This is a genomic window from Bradyrhizobium prioriisuperbiae, assembly GCF_032397745.1.
Taxonomy (GTDB): Bacteria; Pseudomonadota; Alphaproteobacteria; order Rhizobiales; family Xanthobacteraceae; genus Bradyrhizobium_A; species Bradyrhizobium_A prioriisuperbiae.
This window is the reverse complement of the sequence record NZ_CP135921.1, coordinates 1,630,241-1,651,285: the sequence shown is the minus strand read 5'-3', so window position 1 is coordinate 1,651,285 and position 21,045 is coordinate 1,630,241. Positions and strand designations below refer to the sequence as shown.

Annotated in this window: 18 protein-coding genes; 11 read left to right on the top strand and 7 right to left on the bottom strand. The window is 64.3% G+C overall.

All coding sequences use genetic code 11. The annotated features are described in order from the left end of the window. Positions 1-242 precede the first annotated feature (242 nt). The gene (locus RS897_RS07690) at positions 243-1,478 is read right to left on the bottom strand and encodes a multidrug efflux MFS transporter (protein ID WP_315835989.1); all 1,236 of its coding nucleotides are present in this window, start codon (positions 1,476-1,478) and stop codon (positions 243-245) included. 135 nt (positions 1,479-1,613) lie between these two features. Between RS897_RS07690 and RS897_RS07685 the strand changes: the two genes are divergently transcribed. Next, on the top strand, positions 1,614-2,279 hold the full coding sequence (locus RS897_RS07685; RefSeq protein WP_315835988.1) for a GntR family transcriptional regulator: 666 nt from the start codon (positions 1,614-1,616) through the stop codon (positions 2,277-2,279). Positions 2,280-2,517: 238 nt separating this feature from the next. Here the strand turns inward: RS897_RS07685 and RS897_RS07680 are convergent, their stop codons facing one another. Both RS897_RS07680 and RS897_RS07675 read right to left on the bottom strand, forming a co-directional pair. Further along, complete coding sequence (locus tag RS897_RS07680) at positions 2,518-5,973, bottom strand: indolepyruvate ferredoxin oxidoreductase family protein (protein ID WP_315835987.1); 3,456 nt, start codon at positions 5,971-5,973, stop codon at positions 2,518-2,520. Between the two features lie 158 nt (positions 5,974-6,131). Then, entirely contained in the window at positions 6,132-7,559 is a 1,428-nt protein-coding gene (locus RS897_RS07675) for a short-chain fatty acyl-CoA regulator family protein (protein WP_315835986.1), read from the bottom strand. A gap of 141 nt (positions 7,560-7,700) precedes the next feature. Here RS897_RS07675 and RS897_RS07670 point away from each other — a divergent pair, with 141 nt between their 5' ends. The 5 genes from RS897_RS07670 to RS897_RS07650 all read left to right on the top strand — a co-directional run bounded on the left by RS897_RS07670 (position 7,701) and on the right by RS897_RS07650 (position 12,393). Next, on the top strand, positions 7,701-8,144 hold the full coding sequence (locus RS897_RS07670) for an acyl-CoA thioesterase (protein ID WP_315835985.1): 444 nt from the start codon (positions 7,701-7,703) through the stop codon (positions 8,142-8,144). After that, the gene (locus RS897_RS07665; protein WP_315835984.1) at positions 8,141-9,688 is read left to right on the top strand and encodes an MmgE/PrpD family protein; all 1,548 of its coding nucleotides are present in this window, start codon (positions 8,141-8,143) and stop codon (positions 9,686-9,688) included. Before RS897_RS07670 ends, RS897_RS07665 begins: the two co-directional genes overlap by 4 nt. Before the next feature lie 17 nt (positions 9,689-9,705). Then, the gene (prpC, locus tag RS897_RS07660; protein WP_315835983.1) at positions 9,706-10,875 is read left to right on the top strand and encodes a bifunctional 2-methylcitrate synthase/citrate synthase; all 1,170 of its coding nucleotides are present in this window, start codon (positions 9,706-9,708) and stop codon (positions 10,873-10,875) included. Positions 10,876-10,903: 28 nt separating this feature from the next. Beyond that, entirely contained in the window at positions 10,904-11,824 is a 921-nt protein-coding gene (gene prpB, locus RS897_RS07655) for a methylisocitrate lyase (protein WP_315835982.1), read from the top strand. A gap of 155 nt (positions 11,825-11,979) precedes the next feature. Beyond that, positions 11,980-12,393: a DUF3830 family protein gene (locus RS897_RS07650; protein ID WP_315835981.1), complete on the top strand. Its 414-nt coding sequence runs from the start codon at positions 11,980-11,982 to the stop codon at positions 12,391-12,393. 13 nt (positions 12,394-12,406) lie between these two features. On the opposite strand, the gene RS897_RS07645 is transcribed toward RS897_RS07650, so the two are convergent. Next, on the bottom strand, positions 12,407-13,375 hold the full coding sequence (locus RS897_RS07645; protein ID WP_315835980.1) for a phosphotransferase family protein: 969 nt from the start codon (positions 13,373-13,375) through the stop codon (positions 12,407-12,409). Between the two features lie 233 nt (positions 13,376-13,608). Here RS897_RS07645 and sorA point away from each other — a divergent pair, with 233 nt between their 5' ends. From sorA to RS897_RS07630, 3 genes are all read left to right on the top strand, one after another. Next, positions 13,609-14,835, top strand: coding sequence for a SorA family sulfite dehydrogenase catalytic subunit (gene sorA / locus RS897_RS07640; RefSeq protein WP_315835979.1), 1,227 nt, complete (start codon positions 13,609-13,611; stop codon positions 14,833-14,835). 5 nt (positions 14,836-14,840) lie between these two features. Continuing rightward, positions 14,841-15,164, top strand: coding sequence for a SorB family sulfite dehydrogenase c-type cytochrome subunit (sorB, locus tag RS897_RS07635; RefSeq protein ID WP_407654451.1), 324 nt, complete (start codon positions 14,841-14,843; stop codon positions 15,162-15,164). Between the two features lie 281 nt (positions 15,165-15,445). Beyond that, on the top strand, positions 15,446-16,144 hold the full coding sequence (locus RS897_RS07630; protein WP_315835978.1) for a GrlR family regulatory protein: 699 nt from the start codon (positions 15,446-15,448) through the stop codon (positions 16,142-16,144). Positions 16,145-16,151: 7 nt separating this feature from the next. On the opposite strand, the gene RS897_RS07625 is transcribed toward RS897_RS07630, so the two are convergent. From RS897_RS07625 to RS897_RS07615, 3 genes are all read right to left on the bottom strand, one after another. Then, the gene (locus RS897_RS07625) at positions 16,152-17,540 is read right to left on the bottom strand and encodes an MFS transporter (protein WP_315835977.1); all 1,389 of its coding nucleotides are present in this window, start codon (positions 17,538-17,540) and stop codon (positions 16,152-16,154) included. A gap of 251 nt (positions 17,541-17,791) precedes the next feature. Beyond that, positions 17,792-18,331, bottom strand: a complete 540-nt coding sequence (locus RS897_RS07620; protein ID WP_315835976.1) for a VOC family protein — start codon at positions 18,329-18,331, stop codon at positions 17,792-17,794. Between the two features lie 94 nt (positions 18,332-18,425). Further along, on the bottom strand, positions 18,426-19,442 hold the full coding sequence (locus tag RS897_RS07615; protein ID WP_315835975.1) for a TRAP transporter substrate-binding protein: 1,017 nt from the start codon (positions 19,440-19,442) through the stop codon (positions 18,426-18,428). A gap of 142 nt (positions 19,443-19,584) precedes the next feature. On the opposite strand from RS897_RS07615, the gene RS897_RS07610 reads away from it, so the two are divergent. Both RS897_RS07610 and RS897_RS07605 read left to right on the top strand, forming a co-directional pair. Then, complete coding sequence (locus tag RS897_RS07610; RefSeq protein WP_315835974.1) at positions 19,585-20,643, top strand: LacI family DNA-binding transcriptional regulator; 1,059 nt, start codon at positions 19,585-19,587, stop codon at positions 20,641-20,643. A gap of 122 nt (positions 20,644-20,765) precedes the next feature. Further along, complete coding sequence (locus RS897_RS07605) at positions 20,766-20,960, top strand: hypothetical protein (protein WP_315835973.1); 195 nt, start codon at positions 20,766-20,768, stop codon at positions 20,958-20,960. Positions 20,961-21,045: the final 85 nt, after the last annotated feature.

Here is a 21,045-nt window from a genome sequence, read left to right as displayed (position 1 = left end):
CTTGTTGCCGCGACTGTTGCGCTGCGTCTGTTTTGGGTCAAGACGCGAAGATGTGAGCGTTCGGTATGGTTGACCGTTATCGTCTCACGCGAACTTGACTCGCTTTTCGAATTCCGAAGCGAGCGAAAGCTCCTTGCCAGATGTCCAATTTGTTGCCGATGCGGATTGGATGGTGCGGTGTCGATGACCACGCGCGGGCCCCGACGGACAAGTCGTCAACATCAACGCGTGTCCGCCACCGATCATGCGGCGGTTCGGATTGCTTGCCGCGATCGCAGCACCCACCAGTTATAGGCCGCGCCCAGCGCCATCAGCACGCAGGTGCCGAGGAATACCGCGCGCATGCCGATGTGGCCGCCGATGAAGCCGCCGAGCAGCGGCCCCACCACCTGTCCCGCATATTGCGACGACGTCGAGTATCCCAGTGCCGCGCCGGACACACGGTCCGGCACGTTGTGACGGATCACCGCCGCGATGCAGGGCAGCAGTCCGCCAAGTGCAATCCCCATCAGGAAACGCAGGCCGATCAGTTGCCAGCCGCTGGTGACGAAAGCCTGCGGGATCAAAAGCACGGCGGCCACCGCCAGCGCGCCGATGATCACGCGCCAGTGCCCGATGCGATCGGCGAGCTTGCCGAGACGGGATGCGGAGAGAATGCTGCCGAGTGCTGCGGCCGACATCACGACGCCGGAGACCAGCGTCACTTTGCTGGCGTCCTGCACCAGTTCGGCGACGTAGACCGTGATGATCGGCTCGATCGACATGTTGGCGACCATCAGCAGCAGCCCGGTCGTCAGCATCGCCAGCAATGGCCCCTTGTCGGGAATGCTTGCCCAGCCGCCGCTCGATGCCTTGGCCTTCGCGCCTTTCGGACGCGTTTCTTCCTTGATGAAAAAGCAGGTGGCCAGAAACGTCACGAAAATCACCGCGCCGGACAGCCAGAAGGTGTCGCGGATGCCGATCAGCGGCGGCAGCGCGCCGCCGATCAGCGGGCCGACCAGGTTGCCGGCCATGATGCCAGACGACAGCACGCCCAGCGCCCAGCCGGAGCGATCCTTCGGCGTCTGTGTCGCCACCAGGATCATCGAGCCCGAGGCATAGCCGCCGGCGAGACCGACAAACAGCCGCAGCAGCACCAGCTGCCACACATCATGCGCCATGCCGATCAGCGGCATCGCAATCGCCATGCCGAGGCTGGCGCGGATCAGCATCAGCTTGCGGCCATAGCGGTCGGCGAGATGGCCCCACAGCGGCGCCACCAGCGCGGCCGCGAAAAACGTTGCGCCATAGGCAGCTCCCGACCACTGCGCGATGGCGGCATGATCGGTGACGCCAAGCTGCTCCACATAGATCGGCAGGAATGGCAGCAGCAGGGTCATCGCCACGATGGTGGTGAAGGAGCCCAGCACCACCACAAGCAGGTTGCCCCGCCAGTGAGCGGTGTCGTCCGGAGCGGCTGCGGTGCTGTCGAGAGCCATATCCGAGGTCCAGTCTGGCCGGCGTTCACTTGAGAAAACAAATGGTTGCGGCGGTTCTCTATTTGGGATACCAATTTGGGATACATTCAGCACCTGGATCGCCGGGTGTCAATGCGGCAGGGGTCGGGTTGGCGCATGTCTCAGATGCAGCAGGTGGAGCAGCAGCTTCGCGACATGATCCTCGGCCTTGAGATCGGGCCGGGCGAGCGCCTTACCGAGCGCTGGATCGAAGCGCGGTTCGAAGCCTCGCGCACCCCGATTCGCGCAGCGCTGCTGCGTCTCGAAACCGAGGGGCTGGTTGGCCGCGATGGGCGCGGCTGGACGGTGGCGCCGATCAATCTCGGCGAGCTCGAGCAGATTTCGGTCTATCGCGAAGCGGTGGAGGTCGCCGCCGTACGGCTGACCTGTGCGCTTGCGGATCGCGGTGGCATCGACGCGGTCGAGGGATTGCTCGAGTCCTGTGACAGCGAGACCTCGCGCGAGGAATGGCATCGCGTCGGCATGGATTTTCACATCGAGTTGGCGCGGCTGTCCGGCAACGAATTCCTGTTCCGCGGTGTGAAGGACGCGATGATGCGATTGTCGCGCGCCCGCTGGCTCGAAGTGCGCGACGAAGCTGCGCGCGATCGCGCCTGGGCCGAGCATCACGAGATTGTCGTGGCGGTCAGAGACGGTAATGCGGATGCCGCGGCGTCGTTGCTTCAGCAGCACATTGGCGGCAGCCGCGACCGTCTCATCACGTCCCTGCATGACGACCGACGTGGCCTGCGTGCGCGGGGGTTTGCGGTGGTCGCGGGGTGATAAATTGGGTGACACATGTTGCCTGTCTCCTCATGGTGAGGAGCGCGGCAAAGCCGCGCGTCTCGAACCACGAGGCCACTGACGCCTCGGCCCCATCCTTCGAGACGCCCGCAGTGCGGGCTCCTCAGGATGAGGGGAGGGGTGATGATCCGTAGCCCGGATGAGCGCGCGAGCGCGATATCCGAGGACTGTCCCGGGTATCGCTTCGCTCACCCCGGCTACAAGCTGGGAGGCCGCGTTACGCCGCGCGCCGCGGTTCGCTCCCCGTCGCAAGCTCTGCAATCAGCGCCTCCACCCGCGCGCGCACCTCGTGCACCGCCTTGTCCTTCACCGGCCCGTAGCCGCGGATATCCATGGGGGCCGAAGCAATCGGCAGCAGGCGCGTCGTACCCACGCGCGGCAGGTCGCGCAGCATCAGCGCGATCAGGTCCTCATACCAGCCGATCAGCGCGCGTTCCATCTTGCGCTCGGCCGTATAACCGAATGGGTCCAACGGCGTGCCACGCAGGCCCTTCAGCCGCGCCAGCAGCTTGAATGGCAGCTGCATCCACTGTCCCAGTTGGATCTTGCGTGGACGTCCGCGGGCATCACGGCCCAGCGGCAGCATTGGTGGCGCGAGATGGTAGTTGATCCGGAAGTCGCCGTCGAACTCGTCGCGAAGCCTGTCGATGAAGCCGGTCTCCATGTGCAGACGGGCGACTTCATACTCGTCCTTGTAGGACATGAGCTTGAACAGGGACCGCGCGGCCGCTTCGGTCAGGGTCTGCGTTCCAAACGGCCGTTCCGCGGCCCGGACGCGATCGACGGTCGTGCGATAGCGCTGGGCCCAGGCCGCGTTCTGGTACTGCGTGAGAAAATCAGTGCGTCGCGTGACGATGCTGTCGAGTGTTTCCGGTGCCTCGGCGGGATCGTTCTCCGACAAGGCTGCGGGATTGGCGCAGGCGAGGCGCCCGATTGCGAACGCGGCTTTGTTTCTGTCGGTCTGGACCTTGTTGAGGTCAATCGCGCGCATCAGCGCGTCGAGCGACACCGGCACCAGGCCCTGCTGCCAGGCCGCGCCGAGCATGATCATGTTGGCGAACACCGCATCACCGCACAGGCGCTCGGCCAGGCCGTTGGCATCGAGGGCGCGTAGGTTCGCCGCGCCGATGGTCCGGGCCAGGGCACCGAGCCGTCCCGTCACGTTCAGGTCGGCATCGCGCAGCCGCACAATGTCGCCGGTCGGCATCTCGGCGGAATTGACCACCGCGCCCATGCCGCTGCGATAGGTGGATGATGCCTTCGGCGACGACGACACCACCACGTCACAGCCGATCAGCGCGTCCGCCGCGCCGTCGTCGATCCTCACCTGGTGGATCTGGTCGGGCCGCGCGGCTAGCCGCAGAAAACTCAGCACCGGTCCGAATTTCTGGGCGAAGCCCATGAAGTCCAGCACGCTGGCGCCCTTGCCTTCCAGATGCGCCGCCATCGCGATCAATGCGCCGATGGTGACGACGCCGGTGCCGCCGACACCGGTGACCAGCAGGTCAAATGGCTTGTCCAGCGTGGCCATCGCGGGCGTCGGCAATGCAGCCGCCTTGTCGCGAAGGCCACTGAGATCAACCGCTTTGCGCCGGCGCGTCGCGCCCTCGACCGTGACGAAACTCGGGCAGAAGCCGTTGAGGCAGGAAAAGTCCTTGTTGCAGGTTGATAGATTGATCTTGCGTTTGCGGCCGAACGGCGTCTCCTTCGGCTCGACGCTCAAGCAATTGGATTCCACCGAACAGTCGCCGCAACCCTCGCACACCAGGTCATTGATCACGGCAAAACGCTTCGGGTCGGTCATGGTGCCGCGCTTGCGCCGTCGCCGCTTCTCGGTGGCGCAGGTCTGCTCGTAAATCAAAACGGTGACGCCAGGGATCACGCGCAGCTCGCGCTGTACGGGATCGAGATCGCTGCGATCATGCAGCGTGACGCCGGCAGGGAAATCACGAAGGGAGAACTTGTCGGGATCGTCCGACACCAGCGCGATGCGCTGCACGCCCTCGGCGCGCACCGAGTGTGCGATCGCCTGCACGCTGATCGGGCCGTCGACTGGCTGGCCGCCGGTCATGGCGACAGCGTCGTTGTAGAGAATCTTGTAGGTGATGTTCGCTTTGGCCGCGATCGCCTGGCGGATCGCCATCGAGCCGGAATGATAATAGGTGCCTTCGCCAAGGTTCTGGAAGATGTGCCCGCGGCCTGTGAACATCGATGCCGCGGTCCAGTTCACGCCTTCGCCACCCATCTGGATCAGCGACGAGGTCTCGCGGTCCATCCAGCTTGCCATGAAGTGGCAGCCGATGCCGGCCAGCGCCTTTGATCCCTCCGGCACCTTGGTGGAGGTGTTGTGCGGGCAGCCGGAGCAGAAGTACGGTGTGCGTGTCGCGCCCGGGATCTGGATCACACGGTCGTCCTGCGCCTTTAGTGCGCGCGCCTTTGCCGGCAGGCTGAGTTCGGGAAAGAACTTGTCGAGACGCGCGGCCACGATAGGTGCCAAGAGCCGCGGCGAGAGTTCGCCGATCCAGGGGATCAGGTCCTCTCCATCCTCGTCGGTCTTGCCCACCATGCGTTCCGGCTTGGAGCCCGGAAAATCATAAAAATATTCCTTGAGCTGGCTCTCGATGATGCCGCGCTTCTCCTCGATAACGAGCACTTCCTGCTTGCCCTGGATGAAGGCCAGCGTATCGCGCACCGCCAGCGGCCACACCAGGCCGATCTTGTAGATGTCGATGCCAAGCGTGCGGCAGGCGGCCTCGTCGAGATCGAGCAGCCGCAGCGCCTCCATCAAATCGAGATGGCCCTTGCCGGTGGTGACGATGCCGTATTGCGCGTGGGAGAGTTCGTAGATGTGCCGGTCGATCGGATTGGCGTCGGCGAACGCCTGCACGGCTTTCTTTTTGGCCGCCATCCGGCTCTCGATCTGCGGGCCCGGCAGGTCCGGCCATCGATAGTGCAGGCCGCTGGGCGGCGGGGTGAAGTCGGGCGCGTTGAACACGCGGTCCGGCGTGAGGTCGATGGAGGCGCCGGCTTCCACGGTCTCCGAGATCGCCTTGAAGCCGACCCACATGCCGGAGTAGCGCGACAGCGCGTAGCCATATTCGCCGAACGCCAGGTATTCCGAGATCGATGCCGGATTGAGCGTCGGCATGAAAAAGGTCATGAACGCGACGTCGGACTGATGCGGCATCGACGACGAGACGCAGCCATGGTCGTCGCCCGCCACCACCAGCACGCCGCCATGGGGCGACGAGCCGTAGGCATTGCCGTGTTTGAGCGCGTCGCCGGCGCGGTCGACACCGGGGCCCTTGCCGTACCAGAGCCCGAATACGCCTTCGACCTTGCGTTCGGCCTGTGTCTCCACCTGCTGCGATCCGAGCACGGCGGTGGCGGCGAGATCCTCGTTCACCGCCGGCATGAAGGCGATGTCGAGTTCTTTCAGCAGATCCTTGGCGCGCCACAATTCCAGATCGACGCCGCCAAGTGGCGAGCCGCGATAGCCGGACACAAACCCCGCGGTCTTCAGTCCCGCGGCGCGGTCGCGCCGGGCCTGGTCGAAGGCGATGCGGGCGACAGCCTGGGTGCCGGTGAGAAACACCCGGCCGCTGTCTTTGGTGTAACGATCCTCGAGGCGGTAGTCGCCGGCGGCAAACTGCAGCGGAGTTTCGTGCTTCATCGGGCGTTCCTCCGTCCTCAGGACCTTGGAACGAGTCTAGCCCCATCCGATGAGGGAATTTGCCAAAGTTGCCGTTACCGACCCGTGATCCGCAAAGACGTTTCACTTTTGTGGGAGAGATGGAAATTTTTCTCAGGTGAGGCGCGGGCGATCACCGCTCACATCGATGTCGCGTACGGCGCGAAGCGCGTGCGGGTGTCGTCGATGGTCAGGTCGCGGCCGACCGCCGGAAACGCGCGTTGCGGACAGGCGAGCCGCTCGCACACCTTGCAGCCGACGCCGATCGGGGTTGCCGACGATGGATCGGTGGTGTCGAGGCCCTGCGAATAGACAATGCGCTCTGCGTGCCGGACATCGCACCCCAGCGCCACGGCAAAACTCTTGCCTGGCGCCCCATAGCCGCCGCGGCCGTGCGACACCGTGCGTGCGATCCACAAATATGTCCGCTCATCCGGCATCCGCGCCAGCTGGGTGAGAATCCGCCCCGGGCTCGCGAATGCTTCATATACATTCCATAGCGGGCAGGTGCCGCCGACCCGCGAGAAATGGAAGTCGGTGGCCGATTGCCGCTTGGAGATGTTGCCGGCGCGATCGACCCGGATGAAGAAGAAGGAAATGCCGCGCGCGCCCGGCCGCTGCAGCGTGCTCAATCGGTGGCAGACGGTCTCGAACCCGACACCGAACTGATGGCCGAGCAGGTCGATGTCGTAACGACGCTGTTCGGCGGCCTCGAGGAACTGCGTATAGGGCAGGATCAGCGCGCTGGCGAAATAGTTGGCGAGGCCGATGCGGGCGAGGCCGCGGGCATCGTTGCTGGTGAGTCCGGCCTTGTCGACCAGGTCGCGCAACTCGCTGTCGAGCGCCAGCATGGCGATCTGGGTGCCGAGCTGAAACGCCTGCTGCCCGGGCCGCAGACGCGGCGACAGATAAATCGTCCGGGTCCGGGGATCGAACCGGCGCTGGGTTCCGGAGGCGAGGTCATCGACCGCGTCGATCACCACGCTGATGCCGTGATGCTGCGTCAGATAGGTTTGCAGCGCCGGCATCGGCTGGCCGACGCGTTGCTGCATGCGCGCGCCCATGGCCTCCGCGGCCTCGTCCAGCACCGGAAAATAATTGTGCTGCGCATAGAAGAAATCGCGCACCTCCTCGAACGGCGTCGACGGCAGGATGGTCGCCTCGGCCTGGCGGTCCTCGCCGAGCCGCGCCGCCAGCGCCGCGGTCTGCTCCAGGGCGCGGCGATATTTCTGGTTGAGGCCGACCAGCACGCGCCCGACCGCCGGCATGTTCAACGCGAGTTCGCGCAATTCGGCGGTGGCGATGGTTTCGCCCAGCGCCGGATCGGACAGCGCCTCGCGCAGGTCCGAGATCAGCCGCGCCTCGTCGTCCTCGGCGAACATCTGCACGTCGAGGCCGAACGCGGCATTCAGCGCCAGCAACACCGGCACGGTCAGCGGCCGCTGGTTGTTCTCGAGCTGGTTGAGATAGCTCAGCGAAATGCCGAGCCGGCCGGCGAGCGCAGCCTGCGTCAACTGCCGCTCGTCCCGCAGCCGCTTCAGCCGCACGCCCATGAAAGACTTCTTCATGCCGCTCTCCTGACTTTGCAAACTTCGCAATTCCGCGCTGATCTCTTTGCAAAACTACGCTGTTTCAGTCATTTTCATCTGTTTCATATGTGGATATTGCGAAGTTCTGACAAAAGCTCAAGCCTTCAGGGAGTGAGGCCAATGCGAACCGCCATCCCCAGCGAGGCCGATCCCGCCGAGACCCGGTTTGTCGAGATGGTGTTTCCGGAGCACGCCAATCATTACGGCACCCTGTTCGGCGGCATGGCGCTCAGCCTGATGGGCAAGGCTGCATTCGTGGCGGCCAGCCGACATGCCCGCTGCCCGGTGGTGATGGCGCGGTCCGACCGGATCGCTTTTGATGAGCCGGTGCGGGTTGGCGAGTTGATCGAACTGGTGGCGCGGGTGGTGCGCAGTGGCAGCAGCGCCATGACGGTGGCCGTCGACATGATCCGCGAAGATCTGCTGAGCGGCCAGCGCACGGCCGCGGTGCGCGGCACCTTCGAGATGGTCGCGGTCAATGCCAGCGGCCGCCCGGTCCGGATTCCAAAATCCAAAACAGAAACCAAGACAATCTCTCGAGCCGACAAGGAAACCGTGTCGTGAAGCAGCATTCCGTTCGCACTTACAAATCCGCCGAGCATCTTGAGCGCGCCGATCAACTGGCCTGGAAGATCGCGGCCGTGGCATCCGATCCCGTCGCCGTCGAAGCCGATGTGGTGGAGATGATCGGCAACCGCATCATCGACAATGCCGCGGTGGCGGCGGCGTCAGTCGCGCGGCGTCCGGTGGCGAGCGCCCGCGCACAGGCGCAGGCGCACCCGTTCCAGCCCGGCGCCACGGTGTTCGGGCTCGCGCGCGGCGAGCGGGTGTCGCCGGAATGGGCGGCGTGGGCCAACGGCGTCGCGGTGCGTGAGCTCGATTTCCACGACACCTTTCTCGCGGCTGATTATTCCCACCCCGGCGACAACATTCCGCCGGTGCTGGCGGTGGCGCAGCATGGCGGTCTCTCCGGCGCCGATCTCGTGCGCGGCCTCGCAGCAGCTTACGAAATCCAGGTCGACCTGGTGAAAGGCATCTGCCTGCACGAACACAAGATCGACCATATCGCTCACCTCGGTCCGTCCGCCGCCGCCGGCATCGGCGCGCTGCTCGGACTGCCGACCGAAACCATCTTCCAGGCGGTGCAGCAGGCGCTGCATGTCACCACCACCACGCGGCAGTCGCGCAAGGGCGAGATTTCCAGCTGGAAGGCCTATGCCCCGGCCTTCGCCGGCAAGATGGCGATCGAGGCGGTGGACCGGGTGATGCGCGGTGAAGGTGCCCCGTCGCCGGCCTATGAGGGCGAGGATGGTTTCATTGCCTGGCTGCTCAGTGGTCCGAAAGCGGAATACATCGTGCCGCTGCCGGAGCCGGGCGAGCCCAAGCGCGCCATTCTCGATACCTACACCAAGGAGCATTCGGCCGAATACCAGAGCCAGGCGCTGATCGACCTGGCGCGGCGTTTGGCGCTGCGGGTCGGCGATCTCACTGCGATCAAGAGCATCGTGATCCACACCAGCCATCACACCCATTATGTGATCGGCACCGGCGCCAACGATCCGCAGAAGATGGATCCCGCCGCCAGCCGCGAAACCCTGGACCATTCCATCATGTACATCTTCGCGGTGGCGCTGGAGGACGGCGGTTGGCACCACGAAAAGTCCTATGCGCCGGAGCGGGCATGCAGGCCCGCCACGGTCGATCTCTGGCACAAGATCTCCACGGTGGAAGATGCGGAATGGACGCGGCGCTATCACAGTCGCGACGCGAGCGACAAAGCCTTCGGCGGCCGCGTGGTGGTGACCTTGCAAAACGGCACGGTGATCAGCGACGAGATCGCGGTGGCCGATGCCCATCCGCTTGGCGCCCGTCCCTTCAAGCGGCTCGACTATGTCAGGAAATTCCGCAGCCTGTCGGAGGGCGTGATTGCGTCCGCGGAGCAGGACCGCTTCCTGGCGACCGTCGAGCGATTGACCTCGCTGGAAGCGGGCAAGCTCACCGATCTCACCTTCACCGTCGATCCGAAGCTGCTCGGGCAGGTATCAACACGCGGCATTTTCGATTGGCAGGCCGGTGCAACCGCGGCACGCCGCGCCACTGCTGGGTGACAACAATGGAGGCGATCATGGACGTCAAACCGGCTCCGAAGAAATCCGTGGCGCTGTCCGGCGTGGTCGTCGGCAACACCGCGCTGTGCACGGTCGGCCGCAGCGGCAACGACCTGCATTACCGCGGTTACGACATCCTCGACGTGGCGGATGCCTGCGAGTTCGAGGAGATCGCGCATCTGCTCGTGCACGGCAGCCTGCCGACACCGGCCGAGCTGCGCGCCTACAAGGCCAAGCTCGCCGCTTTGCGCGGCCTCCCGGCCGCGGTGCTGCGCACGCTGGAGCAGTTGCCGGCGGCGGCGCATCCGATGGACGTGCTGCGCAGCGGCGTGTCGACGCTGGGCTGCGTGCTGCCGGAGATGCATGACCACAGTGCACCCGGCGCGCGCGACATCGCCGACCGGTTGATGGCCTCACTCGGATCGATGCTGCTGTACTGGCATCATTATGCGCATCACGGCCGGCGCATCGAGGTCGAGACTGACGACGACTCGATCGGCGCGCATGTGCTGCATCTGCTGCACGGGCGCAAGCCGTCCGCGGCGCACGAGCGCGCCATGCACACCTCGCTCATTCTCTATGCCGAGCACGAGTTCAACGCCTCGACCTTCACAGCGCGTTCGATCGCCGGCACCGGCGCCGACATGTATTCGGCCATCACCGGTGCGATCGGCGCCTTGCGCGGGCCGAAGCACGGCGGCGCCAATGAGGTCGCGTTCGAGATCCAGAAGCGTTACGCGAATGCGGACGAAGCGGAGACCGATATCCGCCGCCGTGTCGCCGCCAAGGAAGTCGTGATCGGCTTCGGCCATCCGGTCTATACGATTGCCGATCCGCGCAACAAGATAATCAAGGAAGTGGCGCGGCGGCTCTCAGCTGCCGGCGGCAGTCTGCGCATGTTCGAGATCGCGGATAGGATCGAGGCAGTGATGAGCGAGACCAAGAAGATGTTCGCCAATCTCGACTGGTTCAGTGCGGTGTCCTATCACCAGATGGGCGTGCCAACCGCGATGTTCACGCCGCTGTTTGTGATCGCCCGCACCTCCGGCTGGGCGGCCCATGTGATCGAGCAGCGTGCCGACAACAAGATCATCCGTCCGTCGGCGAATTATATCGGTCCTGAAAACCGCACATTCGTGCCGCTCGATCAGCGCGACCACGGCGCGCCGACGCCGCGCGCGGCCTAACCCCAAGGACACCATCAAGGACATCGTCATGACCTATCTCGTCGGAGCGGAGCTCGCAGATCAACCCGCTGGTGTTCGTTTCCGCGCCCTGCTGCAGCAGCCCGGCATCCTGCAGATGCCGGGAACGCACAACGGCATGGCCGCGTTGCAGGCGAAGGCGGCCGGTTTTGCCGCGCTTTATCTGTCCGGCGCCGCCATGACCGCATCGATGGGCCTGCCCGATCTCGGCATCATCACCGTTGACGAAGTCGCGTTCTTCATCCGCCAGGTGGCCCGCGCCTCCGGCTTGCCGCTGCTGGTCGATGGCGACACCGGCTACGGCGAAGCGCTCAATGTGATGCACATGGTGCGCACCTTCGAGGACGCGGGCGCAGCCGCAGTCCATATCGAGGATCAGTTGCTGCCGAAAAAATGCGGCCACCTCAACGACAAGAAACTCGCGGACGCCCATGACATGGCGGCCAAGGTGGCTGCGGCAGCCAGGGCGCGGCGGCATCTGGTCATCGTTGCCCGGACCGATGCCGCCGCCAGCGAAGGCCTCGACGGTGCGGTGGCGCGGGCGAAGCTTTACATGGAGGCCGGTGCGGATGCGATCTTCCCGGAGGCGCTCAACACCGCCGAGATGTTCCGGGCTTTTGCAGAGCGGATGCCCGGCGTGCCGCTGCTCGCCAACATGACCGAGTTCGGCACGACGCCGTTCTATACCGCGGCCGAATTCGAGGCGATGGGATATCGCATGGTGATCTGGCCGGTGTCGGCGTTGCGGGTTGCCAGCAAGGCACAGGAACAGTTGTTCGCCGCCATCGCCCGCGACGGCGGCACGCATCGGATGGTGGAGCGGATGCAGACCCGCGCCGAACTTTATGCCACCATCGGATTGCACGATTATGAAGCGCTCGATGCCTCGATCGTGCAGACCATCATTCCCGAGGGCATGCCGCAGCGCTAGGCGGCGGCAAATCCTGCTTCCGGACCAAGGCGGATTGCGTTTGCGGTGCGGTTGCGGCACGGTATTGACCGGGCCGGCAAACCCGGTCATGTCCGGGCCTCGCCGCCCAATAGCAATTCCATCGGCCCATGGCCGCCAACACTGACGAGACCGACATGAGCAAACTCGTGATCCGCGCCGGAGATTTCATTTTTGATGCCCGCTTCGAGGAGCAGCTGGCGCCCAAAACCTGCGAGGCGTTCAAGCGGGCGATGCCGTTCGAGAGCCACATGATCCATGTGCGGTGGAGCGGCGAGGGTGTCTGGCTGCCGCTCGGCGACCTGAATTTCGGGGTGGGCTACGAAAACCACACCAGCTATCCGGCGCCGGGCCAGATCATTCTCTATCCCGGCGGCATCAGCGAAACCGAGATCCTGCTGGCCTATGGCGGCGTGCACTTCGCCAGTAAGATGGGCCAGCTCGCCGGCAATCACTTCATCACGCTGACCTCAGGGCTCGAGCGTCTGCCCGAACTCGGCAAGACCGTGCTTTGGAAGGGTGCGCTGAAAGTCCGTTTCGAAACGGTGTGAGCGCGGCAGCAGGTTAAAGCGATCGCTGCAGCTCCGCGGTGAGGCCGGGGAGCGCGGCGTGGTTGCCGATCTGCGCCATCCAGCACCAGAGCTCAAGGGTGCAGTAGAGCCGGTACAGGGCGAGCGTTGATTGCCAGTCCGGCCGGTCTATGGCGCCGTAGCCGTCGAGCAGTCCCTCGATCTTGGGCGCGTCGGCCGCGGTGAAGTAGTACATCGCCTTGGCCAGATCCATCAGCGGATCGCCGGCGATCGCGCCCTCGAAGTCGAGCAGCCCCGAAAGCCGCGGCGCTCCATTGGCCGGCAAGGCGAGGACGTTGCCGGCGTGAAAGTCGAAGTGGCAGAGCGATGCAGCGTGGCATCCCTCCAGCAGCGGCGCGTGCGCAACGATGAAGGCCTTCGCGCGATCGCAGAGCGTCGAGTCGCCGCCGTGCTTGACGAAATCGGCGAGCTTCTTTTCGAACTGGAATGTGACGTATGCGTGGTTGTTGGTGTGAGCCGTCCATACGCCATCGGGGCCGATATAACCGAAGCTGTCCATGGCTATGCGATGGATCTCGCGTAGCAACTGTCCCATTTGAGAATATACAGCGAACAGCTGCGGCGCTGTCAATGTCCGCTCGATCTCGCCCAGGAGTCGACCTTCGAGTTTGCTCATCACAATGAAGTTCAGGTCGATCAAAGACCGGGAATCGTCGGCGAGGAGAATGCGCGGGACCGGCACGCCGAGCCTGTCTGCAAACAGACGGCAGACATTCGCTTCCTTCCGCATTTTCCAGTGCAGTGCCTCGGGATAGACCTTGAGGATCAGCGATGAAGTCCGCTCCGCAAAGTCGATCTGGTAAACCGCGCCGATCTCGCCTCCGTGCAACTCGGTCACTGCGGTTACCGTGCAGCCCTCCATCACGCGAGCGACGAGTGCCTGGGCCTGCGCCGGTGTGATCGCGAGTTCGGGTTTGACGGTGGAGCCGCGTCGGGAGGCCAAGAGTGTTTATTCCCTGTATGTGGAAAGAATCTTATCTGTGGCAGGCCTGCTGCGCCAGTTGGGTGCGATGCGAAAATCGCTGACGTCACGCACCGTTCGCTTGCACGAGCCGCCAAGCCGCGTCATCCTGTCACCTGATTTGACGATCGTACCGGCCTGCAATGCGATTGCAGGCACGGCGCGACGACAGCCAAGCGTCATGTGGACGCGAGGCAACGGGTGGGAGGATCACCGTGATCGACAGGCGCAGCCTCATGCGCTCCGGAGCCATGTTTGCGGCATTCGGAGCGGCTTCAACCCTCAGCTCAAGACTTGCCTTTTCGCGATCGGTTTTGGCGGCCGACGCCGTCACCCTGCCGTTCGACAATGGCGAACGTCCCCTGGTCAGGTATCCGCAGAAGCGGCCGATGATCGGGCTCACCAGCCGGCCGCCGCAGCTGGAAACGCCGTTTGCGGTGTTCAATGGAAGCGTGATCACGCCGAACGATGCGTTCTTCGTGCGTTATCACCTCGCCGACATTCCCCTCGAGATCGATGCGGCGACATTCTCGCTGGAGATCAAGGGCAAGGTCGACACACCGCTCAAGCTGTCGATGGCCGAGATCCGGAAAATGCCGTCGATCGAGATCGTGGCGGTCAACCAGTGCTCCGGCAACAGCCGCGGCTTTTCCAACCCGCGCGTGGCCGGCGGCCAGCTCGCCAATGGCGCTATGGGCAATGCGCGCTGGCGCGGCGTGCCGCTGAAGGCGGTGCTCGACAAGGCCGGCGTGCAGCAGGGCGCGAGGCAGGTGACGTTCAACGGCATGGATGGTCCGATCAGCGACAAGACACCGGATTTCGTCAAGGCGCTGGACATCGATCACGCCCGCGACGGCGAGGTGATGCTGGCTTATGCCATGAACGGTCGCGATCTGCCGGTGCTGAACGGCTTTCCGCTGCGGCTGGTGGTTCCCGGCTATTACGGCACCTACTGGATCAAGCACCTCAACGAGATCACGGTGATCGACAACACGTTCGATGGCTTCTGGATGAAAAGCGCCTACCGGATTCCGGACACCGATTGCGCTTGTGTCGAACCCGGCACCGCGCCGAAAGCCACCATTCCGATCAATCGCTTCAATGTCCGCTCCTTCGTCACCAACCTGAGCAATGGCGCGAAGGTGAGAGCCGGCCAGCCGACCCTGGTGAAAGGCATCGCCTTCGATGGCGGCAAGGGCATCAAGGAGGTCGATGTGTCGACCGACGGCGGCAAGACTTGGACGGCGGCGAAGCTCGGCAAGGACCTCGGCAAATACTCCTTCCGGCAGTGGTGGCTGCCCGTGACGCTGGCCGCCGGGGCCCATGACATCCAGGCCCGCGCCACCAATGGGGGCGGCCAGACCCAACCCGTGACCGCGCAGTGGAACCCGCCCGGTTACATGCGCAATGTGATCGAAACCACATCCGTCACGGCGGCTTGAGGGGGATGGCGATGGTGAGGATTCCTCTTGTCCCGATGCTGCTGATTGCGGTGCTCGGCGGCATCTCAGCTGCGGCATATGCAAAGCCGGTGGGCTACAGGCTTCCCGACGAGACGGCGACACTCAAGCCGGGGCCCAATCTCGACGTGGTGCAGAACAACTGCACCGCCTGCCATTCGGTCGACTATATCAAGACCCAGCCGCAGGGCCCGAAATTCAAGAAGGATTTCTGGCAGGCCGAAGTCACCAAGATGATCAAGGTGTTCGGAGCGCCGATCGACGACACCGACGCCGGCAAGATTGTCGAGTATTTGTCACAAAACTACTGATCCTCGACAAGCAACCGGCAATCGCGTCGACGCTTGATATCCAGTGTACCGTGTCCGATCGCGCCCGCGCGCATCGAGACTGTTGCTGCAACCGTTCCGCGATAATACGCTGCGGTTGGGCGCGCGAGCACGATCGGATTTTTCGAAGACCGCGTGAGCGCAAGGTGGAAGCCGTCTTTCTGACGCGGCATGCCTCGGGCGGGACCCCGGGGAGGTCGGGCGGAAAGACAAGGCTGGCGTGCGGTTCGCGACGTGAACCGGGCTCCGGCGGGGACCGTGCTGTGCAACAGGGGCTTTACAAGGTCGAATTCCGGACCGTTCACGGAACCGGATGTGGCGTGATCTACGCCCAGGACGGCAAGCTGCTCGGCGGCAATTCGGCGTTCGCATTCATCGGCAGTTATGACGGCGGCGATGACGCGATATCCGTCGTGTGCTCAACCGTTCGGCACAATGAGGATCCCAACTTCCGGCCGCTGTTCGGTATCGACAAGATCACCCTGACCCTGAAGGGCAAGCGGCAAGGTGAAGAACTTCAGTTCGAAGGCGGAACGACACAGTTGCCCGGCGTGGTCTTCAATTCGGTGATGACGTTAATCGGAGACGACACACTGCCGCCGGTTGCCGCGCCCGGGCCAGGCGGCATCGGCAATGGCCTTTATTCCATGCACATCACCATGCTCGACGGCGTCAGTGGCGGCAACACCGGCGTGGTGGTGCTGCATGACGGTGAGATTCACGGCGGCGATGCGTCGTTCAATTATATCGGCGCCTACAGTTCGGCCAACGGCCGCTGGAAGGGATCGCTGGTGAACAGCGAGCACACGCGCCGCCAAGGCGAGCAGCATATCTTCGGCGGCTATGAAGTCGGCATCGGTTTTTCCGGGACATATAGCGAGACCGGAGCCGAGATCGAGGCCACGGCGCTCGCCGGCAAACGTAGCCTTCGCTTCAAGGGCACGCTGCGCCGGCTTGAGTAGGTCTGGCCTATCGCGCCGGCTTTTTCGCAACCAGCCGCAAAAAGCTCATTATCGCGCCGATCGAAGCGAAGCCTGCGCCGAGTGCCAGCGCGATGGTCGGCCCTTGGGCCACGAACAGGCTGAAGCAGAACGCGGCCACTGCCGCGCCGATGGTCTGCCCGGTCAGGCGCGCGGTCGCCACGATGCCGCTGGCGCCGCCGCTGCGATCCGCCGGTGCGCTCGACATCAGCGCCTTCATGTTGGGGGACTGGAAGAACCCGAACCCGAAGCCGCACACCGCCATCCGCCAGACGATGTTGGCGATGCTCGGATTGTCCGGCAGGGTCGCCAGCAGCACCATGCCGATGGCGAGAATGATCAGACCGATGCCGCCGAGAATGCCGGCGGGAAAGCGGTCCGACAGTCGGCCGGCAATCGGCGCCATGATGCCGACCACCAATGACCATGGCGTGATCAGAAAGCCCGTCGCAACCGCGGTCAGTCCCAGGCTGTGCTCGAAATAGAACGGCAGTGACACGAAGGCGAGACCTTGGGCCGCGAACGAGCACATGGCGGTGACGGCGGACAGCGCAAAGATCGGCCGCCGGAACAGATCGATCGGCAGCATCGGCGCCGGGTGATCGGCCTGGCGGCGCATCAGCACCGCGGCCAGCAGCACGGCGCCGGCGAGTTCGAGGCCGACCCATCGCAGGTCAGTCTGATGCCCGGCGCTGCCGAGCGCGACAATGAACAGGCCGAGGCAGGCAGACGCCAGCACGGCGCCCGGCCAATCGAAGGCGTGGCTCGCCCTCGGCGTATCCGGCAGCACCTTCAGGCCGACAATGACGGCAATGATGCCGAACGGGACATTGACGCCGAACAGCCAGGTCCACGGCCCGACCGACATGATCCCGGACGCAACGGTGGGACCGACGGTGAATGCGGTTGCGACCACCATCGCGTTCAGGCCGAAGCCGTGCCCCAGCATCCGGCGGGGATAGACAAAGCGCACCAGCGCGGTGTTGACGCTCATGATGCCGCTGGCGCCGAGGCCCTGCAGGGCGCGGGCGATCAACAGCGTCTCCAGCGACCATGCGAACGCGCACAGCAGCGAGGCCAGTGTGAACAGGATCAGGCCGCCGAGATAGATGCGCTGGTGGCCGACGATCTCGCCCAGCGCCGCCAGCGGCAGCAGGGTCGCGACCATGGCGATCTGGTAGATATTGACCACCCAGACCACGTCGGCGGGGCTGACATGAAGGTCGGCGGCAATGGCCGGCAGCGCGACATTGGCAATCGCCGTGTCGAGCGAGGCCATGGCCAGCGCGGTGAACAGGGCGAGCACTGCCCAGCGCCGCCGCTCAGGCGGCAGCCCGTCTATCTCGGTTGCCGGCTTTTCGGGGGAACGCGCGTCCATGGGCGGTATCGATCGAATCTGAAGCGAAATGGGAGATGTGTGGGGCGTTTGAATACGCCAGCGCCCTACATAGTCCGGTCGCGACCTTTGCAGCAGGCCCAGACCTGCATGGCCGTATGCAACAAATCCAGCCCGGCCGTCCGGCCGGGCGTCATGCCAGCATGGTTATCTCGCCGGCCCCGTCATCATGGAAAGTTATTCGCGGCTCACGCAAATGTGCGGATGGCGCGCCGGCGGTCAGTCTCGGGCTTTCAGAGAATCGAGAGATCGGGGAAGGAGCGGACCGGATCCTTGCCGTCCCAGGCCCACGAAGATTGGCGAATGAGATCGAACATCTTGCCCTTTGGGCCCGAGACCTCGGACAGTTCGATGACCGTACCCGGATGGTATTCGGTATCGAAATAGACGAAGCGGCCGCGCGCGCCGACTTCTCCGCTCATCGCCGCCTTGAAGCCCTTAGTTTCGAGACGCGCGAGATCGGCGTCGTAGGTTTCGGTCCAGTAGGCGACATGCTGCAGCCCGCTGTGGCCGGCTTTCAGAAAATCGCGATACATGGACGGCGCGTCGCCATGGATCTGGATCAGTTCGAGCTGCAGCGGGCCGGAGTTGGCCAGCGCAACCGAATGATGCGGCGTGTAGGCCTCGCCGCGATAACGATAGTTCACGATCGGGACCCGTGGATTGTAGAACCACGGCCCGATGCCGAGCACCCGGCTCCAATGGTCCATGGCCTCTTCGATATCGGTGACGACATAGCCCGCCTGGCGGATGTCGCCGAACAAACGACTCATGATGGGGTCCTTGAAGAGAGGCTGTGTCCATTGCGATGCCGCTCCGTAGGGTGAGGAGCAGCGCCGTGGTTGTTGATGGTCGTGTGTTCGGCGCTCACGTCAGCTTGCCCACGGCGCTTTCGAGCAGGCTCCACGCCTCCTCGCCGAACCGGCCCTTCCACTCGTTGTAAAAGCCTGCGTCGCGCAGCCTCGCGCGGAAGCTGTCGGGGGCCGGCCGGTTGAAGGCCAGGCCCTTGGCCTGCAGCTGCTTCTGCACGGTCTCGTTGAACGCCCTGATGTCGTCGCGCTGCTTTAAACCGGCCTCGTTGATCGCCCTGCTGATGACGGCCTTGATGTCGTCAGGCAATGCGGCCCAGGTGCGGCCATGGCCGACGAACCAGAAGCCGTCCCAGATGTGGTTCGACAGCGCGCAATATTTCTGCACCTCGTAGAGTTTCGCGACATCGATGATAGGCAGCGGATTTTCCTGTGCGTCGACGATGCGGGTCTGCAGCGAGGAATAGACCTCGCTGAACTGCAGGCTGGTTGGCGCCGAACCCAGCGCCTTGAACATCGCGATGCTCAGCGGGCTCACCGGCACGCGGATCTTCAGGCCTTCCATATCCCCAGCGGTTTCGATCGGCCGCGAGCCCGTGGTCATCTGCCGGAAGCCGTTGTCCCACATGGTCTCGAAGGCATGGAGATTCACCTTGCCGATGGCGGCGCGGACATGGGCGCCGAGCTTGCCGTCCATCGCTGTCCAGACCTGGTCGTAGTCGCGGAAGGCAAAGCCCACCGCATTGATCGCGGCGACTGGCACCAGGGTCGCAATCACCAGCGCCGAGGGCGTGAAGAAGCTGATGCTGCCGCTGCGCACCTGCGACAGCATGTCGGTGTCGCCGCCGAGCTGGTTGTTCGGGAAGATCGACAGTTCGGCCCGGCCATGGGTCTCCTTGGCGATCCGGTCGGCGGCCTGCTGCGCGCGAACGTTCAGCGGATGGGTGGCAGGCAAATTGTTGCCGTATTTGAGCGGGAATTCCGCGGCCCGGGCAAGCCGCGGCGCGCCGATGAGGCCGGCGGCGGCCAGGCCCCCGAAGGCGCCAAGCGCACCGCGACGCGACAGATGGGTCATGACGTCCTCCCCGAACATTCCGATGTTTTTGATCTCGGATTTCTGATGTGATTTGATGTGGCTTCTGCGTCCTGTCTCAGAAAACATGACACCGGTCTCTGGTGTCAAATACGAAGCTTGATGGTTTTTGATGGAGGCACGGGTGGCCAGACAGATCGCTGACGTCAAGGTTTCTGGCCTGAGCCGCATCGCCGATGTGGCGCGGCTTGCCGGGGTCTCCACCGCGACGGTCGATCGTGTGCTGAACCGACGCCCCGGCGTTCGCGCCATCACCGTGCAGCGGGTGCTCAAGGCCGCCACTGAGCTCGACTACATGCCGGCGGAGCAGATCCTTGCGGCGATGACGCCGAAGCCGATGCGGCTGGTGTTCCTGCTGCCCGCCGGCACCAATCGGTTCCTGGCGATGCTCGGCCAGCTCGTGGCTCATTCCGGCGACAGGTTGGCGGCGTTCAATGTCCGCGCCACCGTCGAGACCATCAGGAGTTTCAACCCAGAGCTTCTGGCGCGCGCACTGTGGGACCAGCGCGACAGGGCCGACGGCGTCGCCTTCATGGCGCTGGAGCATCCTGCCGTGCGCGAAGCCGTCAACAATCTCAACGCCCGCGGCGTGCCGAGCGTGACCCTGATCTCCGACATCCTCAATGCCCGCCGCGCGGCCTATGTCGGGCTCGACAACCGCTCCGCCGGGCGTACCGCCGGTTATCTGATCGCCCGCTTCATCGGCCAACGTCCGGCCAAGGTGGCTGTCATCGCTGGCAGCCTCAGTTATCGCGCACATGAGGAGCGCGAGATGGGATTCCTGCATCTGTTCGAGGAGTTGTTTCCTGCCATCAAGGTGGTGGGCCTGCGCGAGGGCCAGGACGACGCCGACAAGAACTATCGCCAGACACGCATGTTGCTGGCGCAGCACCCCGATCTCGGCGGGATCTACAACATCGGCGGCGGCGCTGATGGCGTCGGTCGTGCGCTGAGGGAAGCGCGGCGCGCGCACGATGTGGTGTTTGTCGGGCACGGCCTGTCCGCGGACACCCGCGCGCTCCTGATCGACGGCACCATGGATGCGGTGATCACGCAAAATCCCCTCAACGCCATGATGAGCTGCGTCGCCATCTTCGACAATCTGCGTGCCGGCCGGCCCGCGGAGTTCGGCGTGGAGCCTCCCCGCAGCGAAATCATTTTTCGCGAGAATATTCCGGCCTGACGGTTAGGCGGCTTTTATTCCGCGCCTACAAAACAAGAGAGCAATCCCTCTCGAATTCATACGCATCGGGAGGCAAATTCATCAGCAAGGCGTTCGCGCGACTTGAGATTTTGGAGGCCAACATGACAGTCTATCGTGCCTATATCGTCGGGCGACACGACCAGTTCATCGGCGTGGTTCAGATGGATTGCGCCGATGACGACTCGGCGGTCACATCGGCCAGTCGTCTGGTCGACAGCCACGATGTGGAGCTTTGGCAGATGGATCGGCCGGTCGCGCGATTCGACGCGCCGTCAAAACAGATCCGACGAAAATGAGCGCGACGGCCGTCTCCGCCGGCTAGGCGAGGCTCGGCCGGTCGTCCTGCGCGTGGATTAATCCGCGCGCAGGACGTCGGCAGGA

What these genes read in the sequence shown, in the direction of transcription:
- RS897_RS07620 (WP_315835976.1), bottom strand. Translation starts at nt 18,331, where the DNA reads ATGAGTCGTTTGTTCGGCGACATCCGCCAGGCGGGCTATGTCGTCACC.
- RS897_RS07680 (WP_315835987.1), bottom strand. Translation starts at nt 5,973, where the DNA reads ATGAAGCACGAAACTCCGCTGCAGTTTGCCGCCGGCGACTACCGCCTC.
- RS897_RS07670 (WP_315835985.1), top strand. Translation starts at nt 7,701, where the DNA reads ATGCGAACCGCCATCCCCAGCGAGGCCGATCCCGCCGAGACCCGGTTT.
- sorB (WP_407654451.1), top strand. Translation starts at nt 14,841, where the DNA reads ATGGCGATGGTGAGGATTCCTCTTGTCCCGATGCTGCTGATTGCGGTG.
- RS897_RS07615 (WP_315835975.1), bottom strand. Translation starts at nt 19,442, where the DNA reads ATGACCCATCTGTCGCGTCGCGGTGCGCTTGGCGCCTTCGGGGGCCTG.
- RS897_RS07650 (WP_315835981.1), top strand. Translation starts at nt 11,980, where the DNA reads ATGAGCAAACTCGTGATCCGCGCCGGAGATTTCATTTTTGATGCCCGC.
- RS897_RS07605 (WP_315835973.1), top strand. Translation starts at nt 20,766, where the DNA reads ATGACAGTCTATCGTGCCTATATCGTCGGGCGACACGACCAGTTCATC.
- RS897_RS07690 (WP_315835989.1), bottom strand. Translation starts at nt 1,478, where the DNA reads ATGGCTCTCGACAGCACCGCAGCCGCTCCGGACGACACCGCTCACTGG.
- prpB (WP_315835982.1), top strand. Translation starts at nt 10,904, where the DNA reads ATGACCTATCTCGTCGGAGCGGAGCTCGCAGATCAACCCGCTGGTGTT.
- RS897_RS07675 (WP_315835986.1), bottom strand. Translation starts at nt 7,559, where the DNA reads ATGAAGAAGTCTTTCATGGGCGTGCGGCTGAAGCGGCTGCGGGACGAG.
- RS897_RS07685 (WP_315835988.1), top strand. Translation starts at nt 1,614, where the DNA reads ATGTCTCAGATGCAGCAGGTGGAGCAGCAGCTTCGCGACATGATCCTC.
- prpC (WP_315835983.1), top strand. Translation starts at nt 9,706, where the DNA reads ATGGACGTCAAACCGGCTCCGAAGAAATCCGTGGCGCTGTCCGGCGTG.
- RS897_RS07625 (WP_315835977.1), bottom strand. Translation starts at nt 17,540, where the DNA reads ATGGACGCGCGTTCCCCCGAAAAGCCGGCAACCGAGATAGACGGGCTG.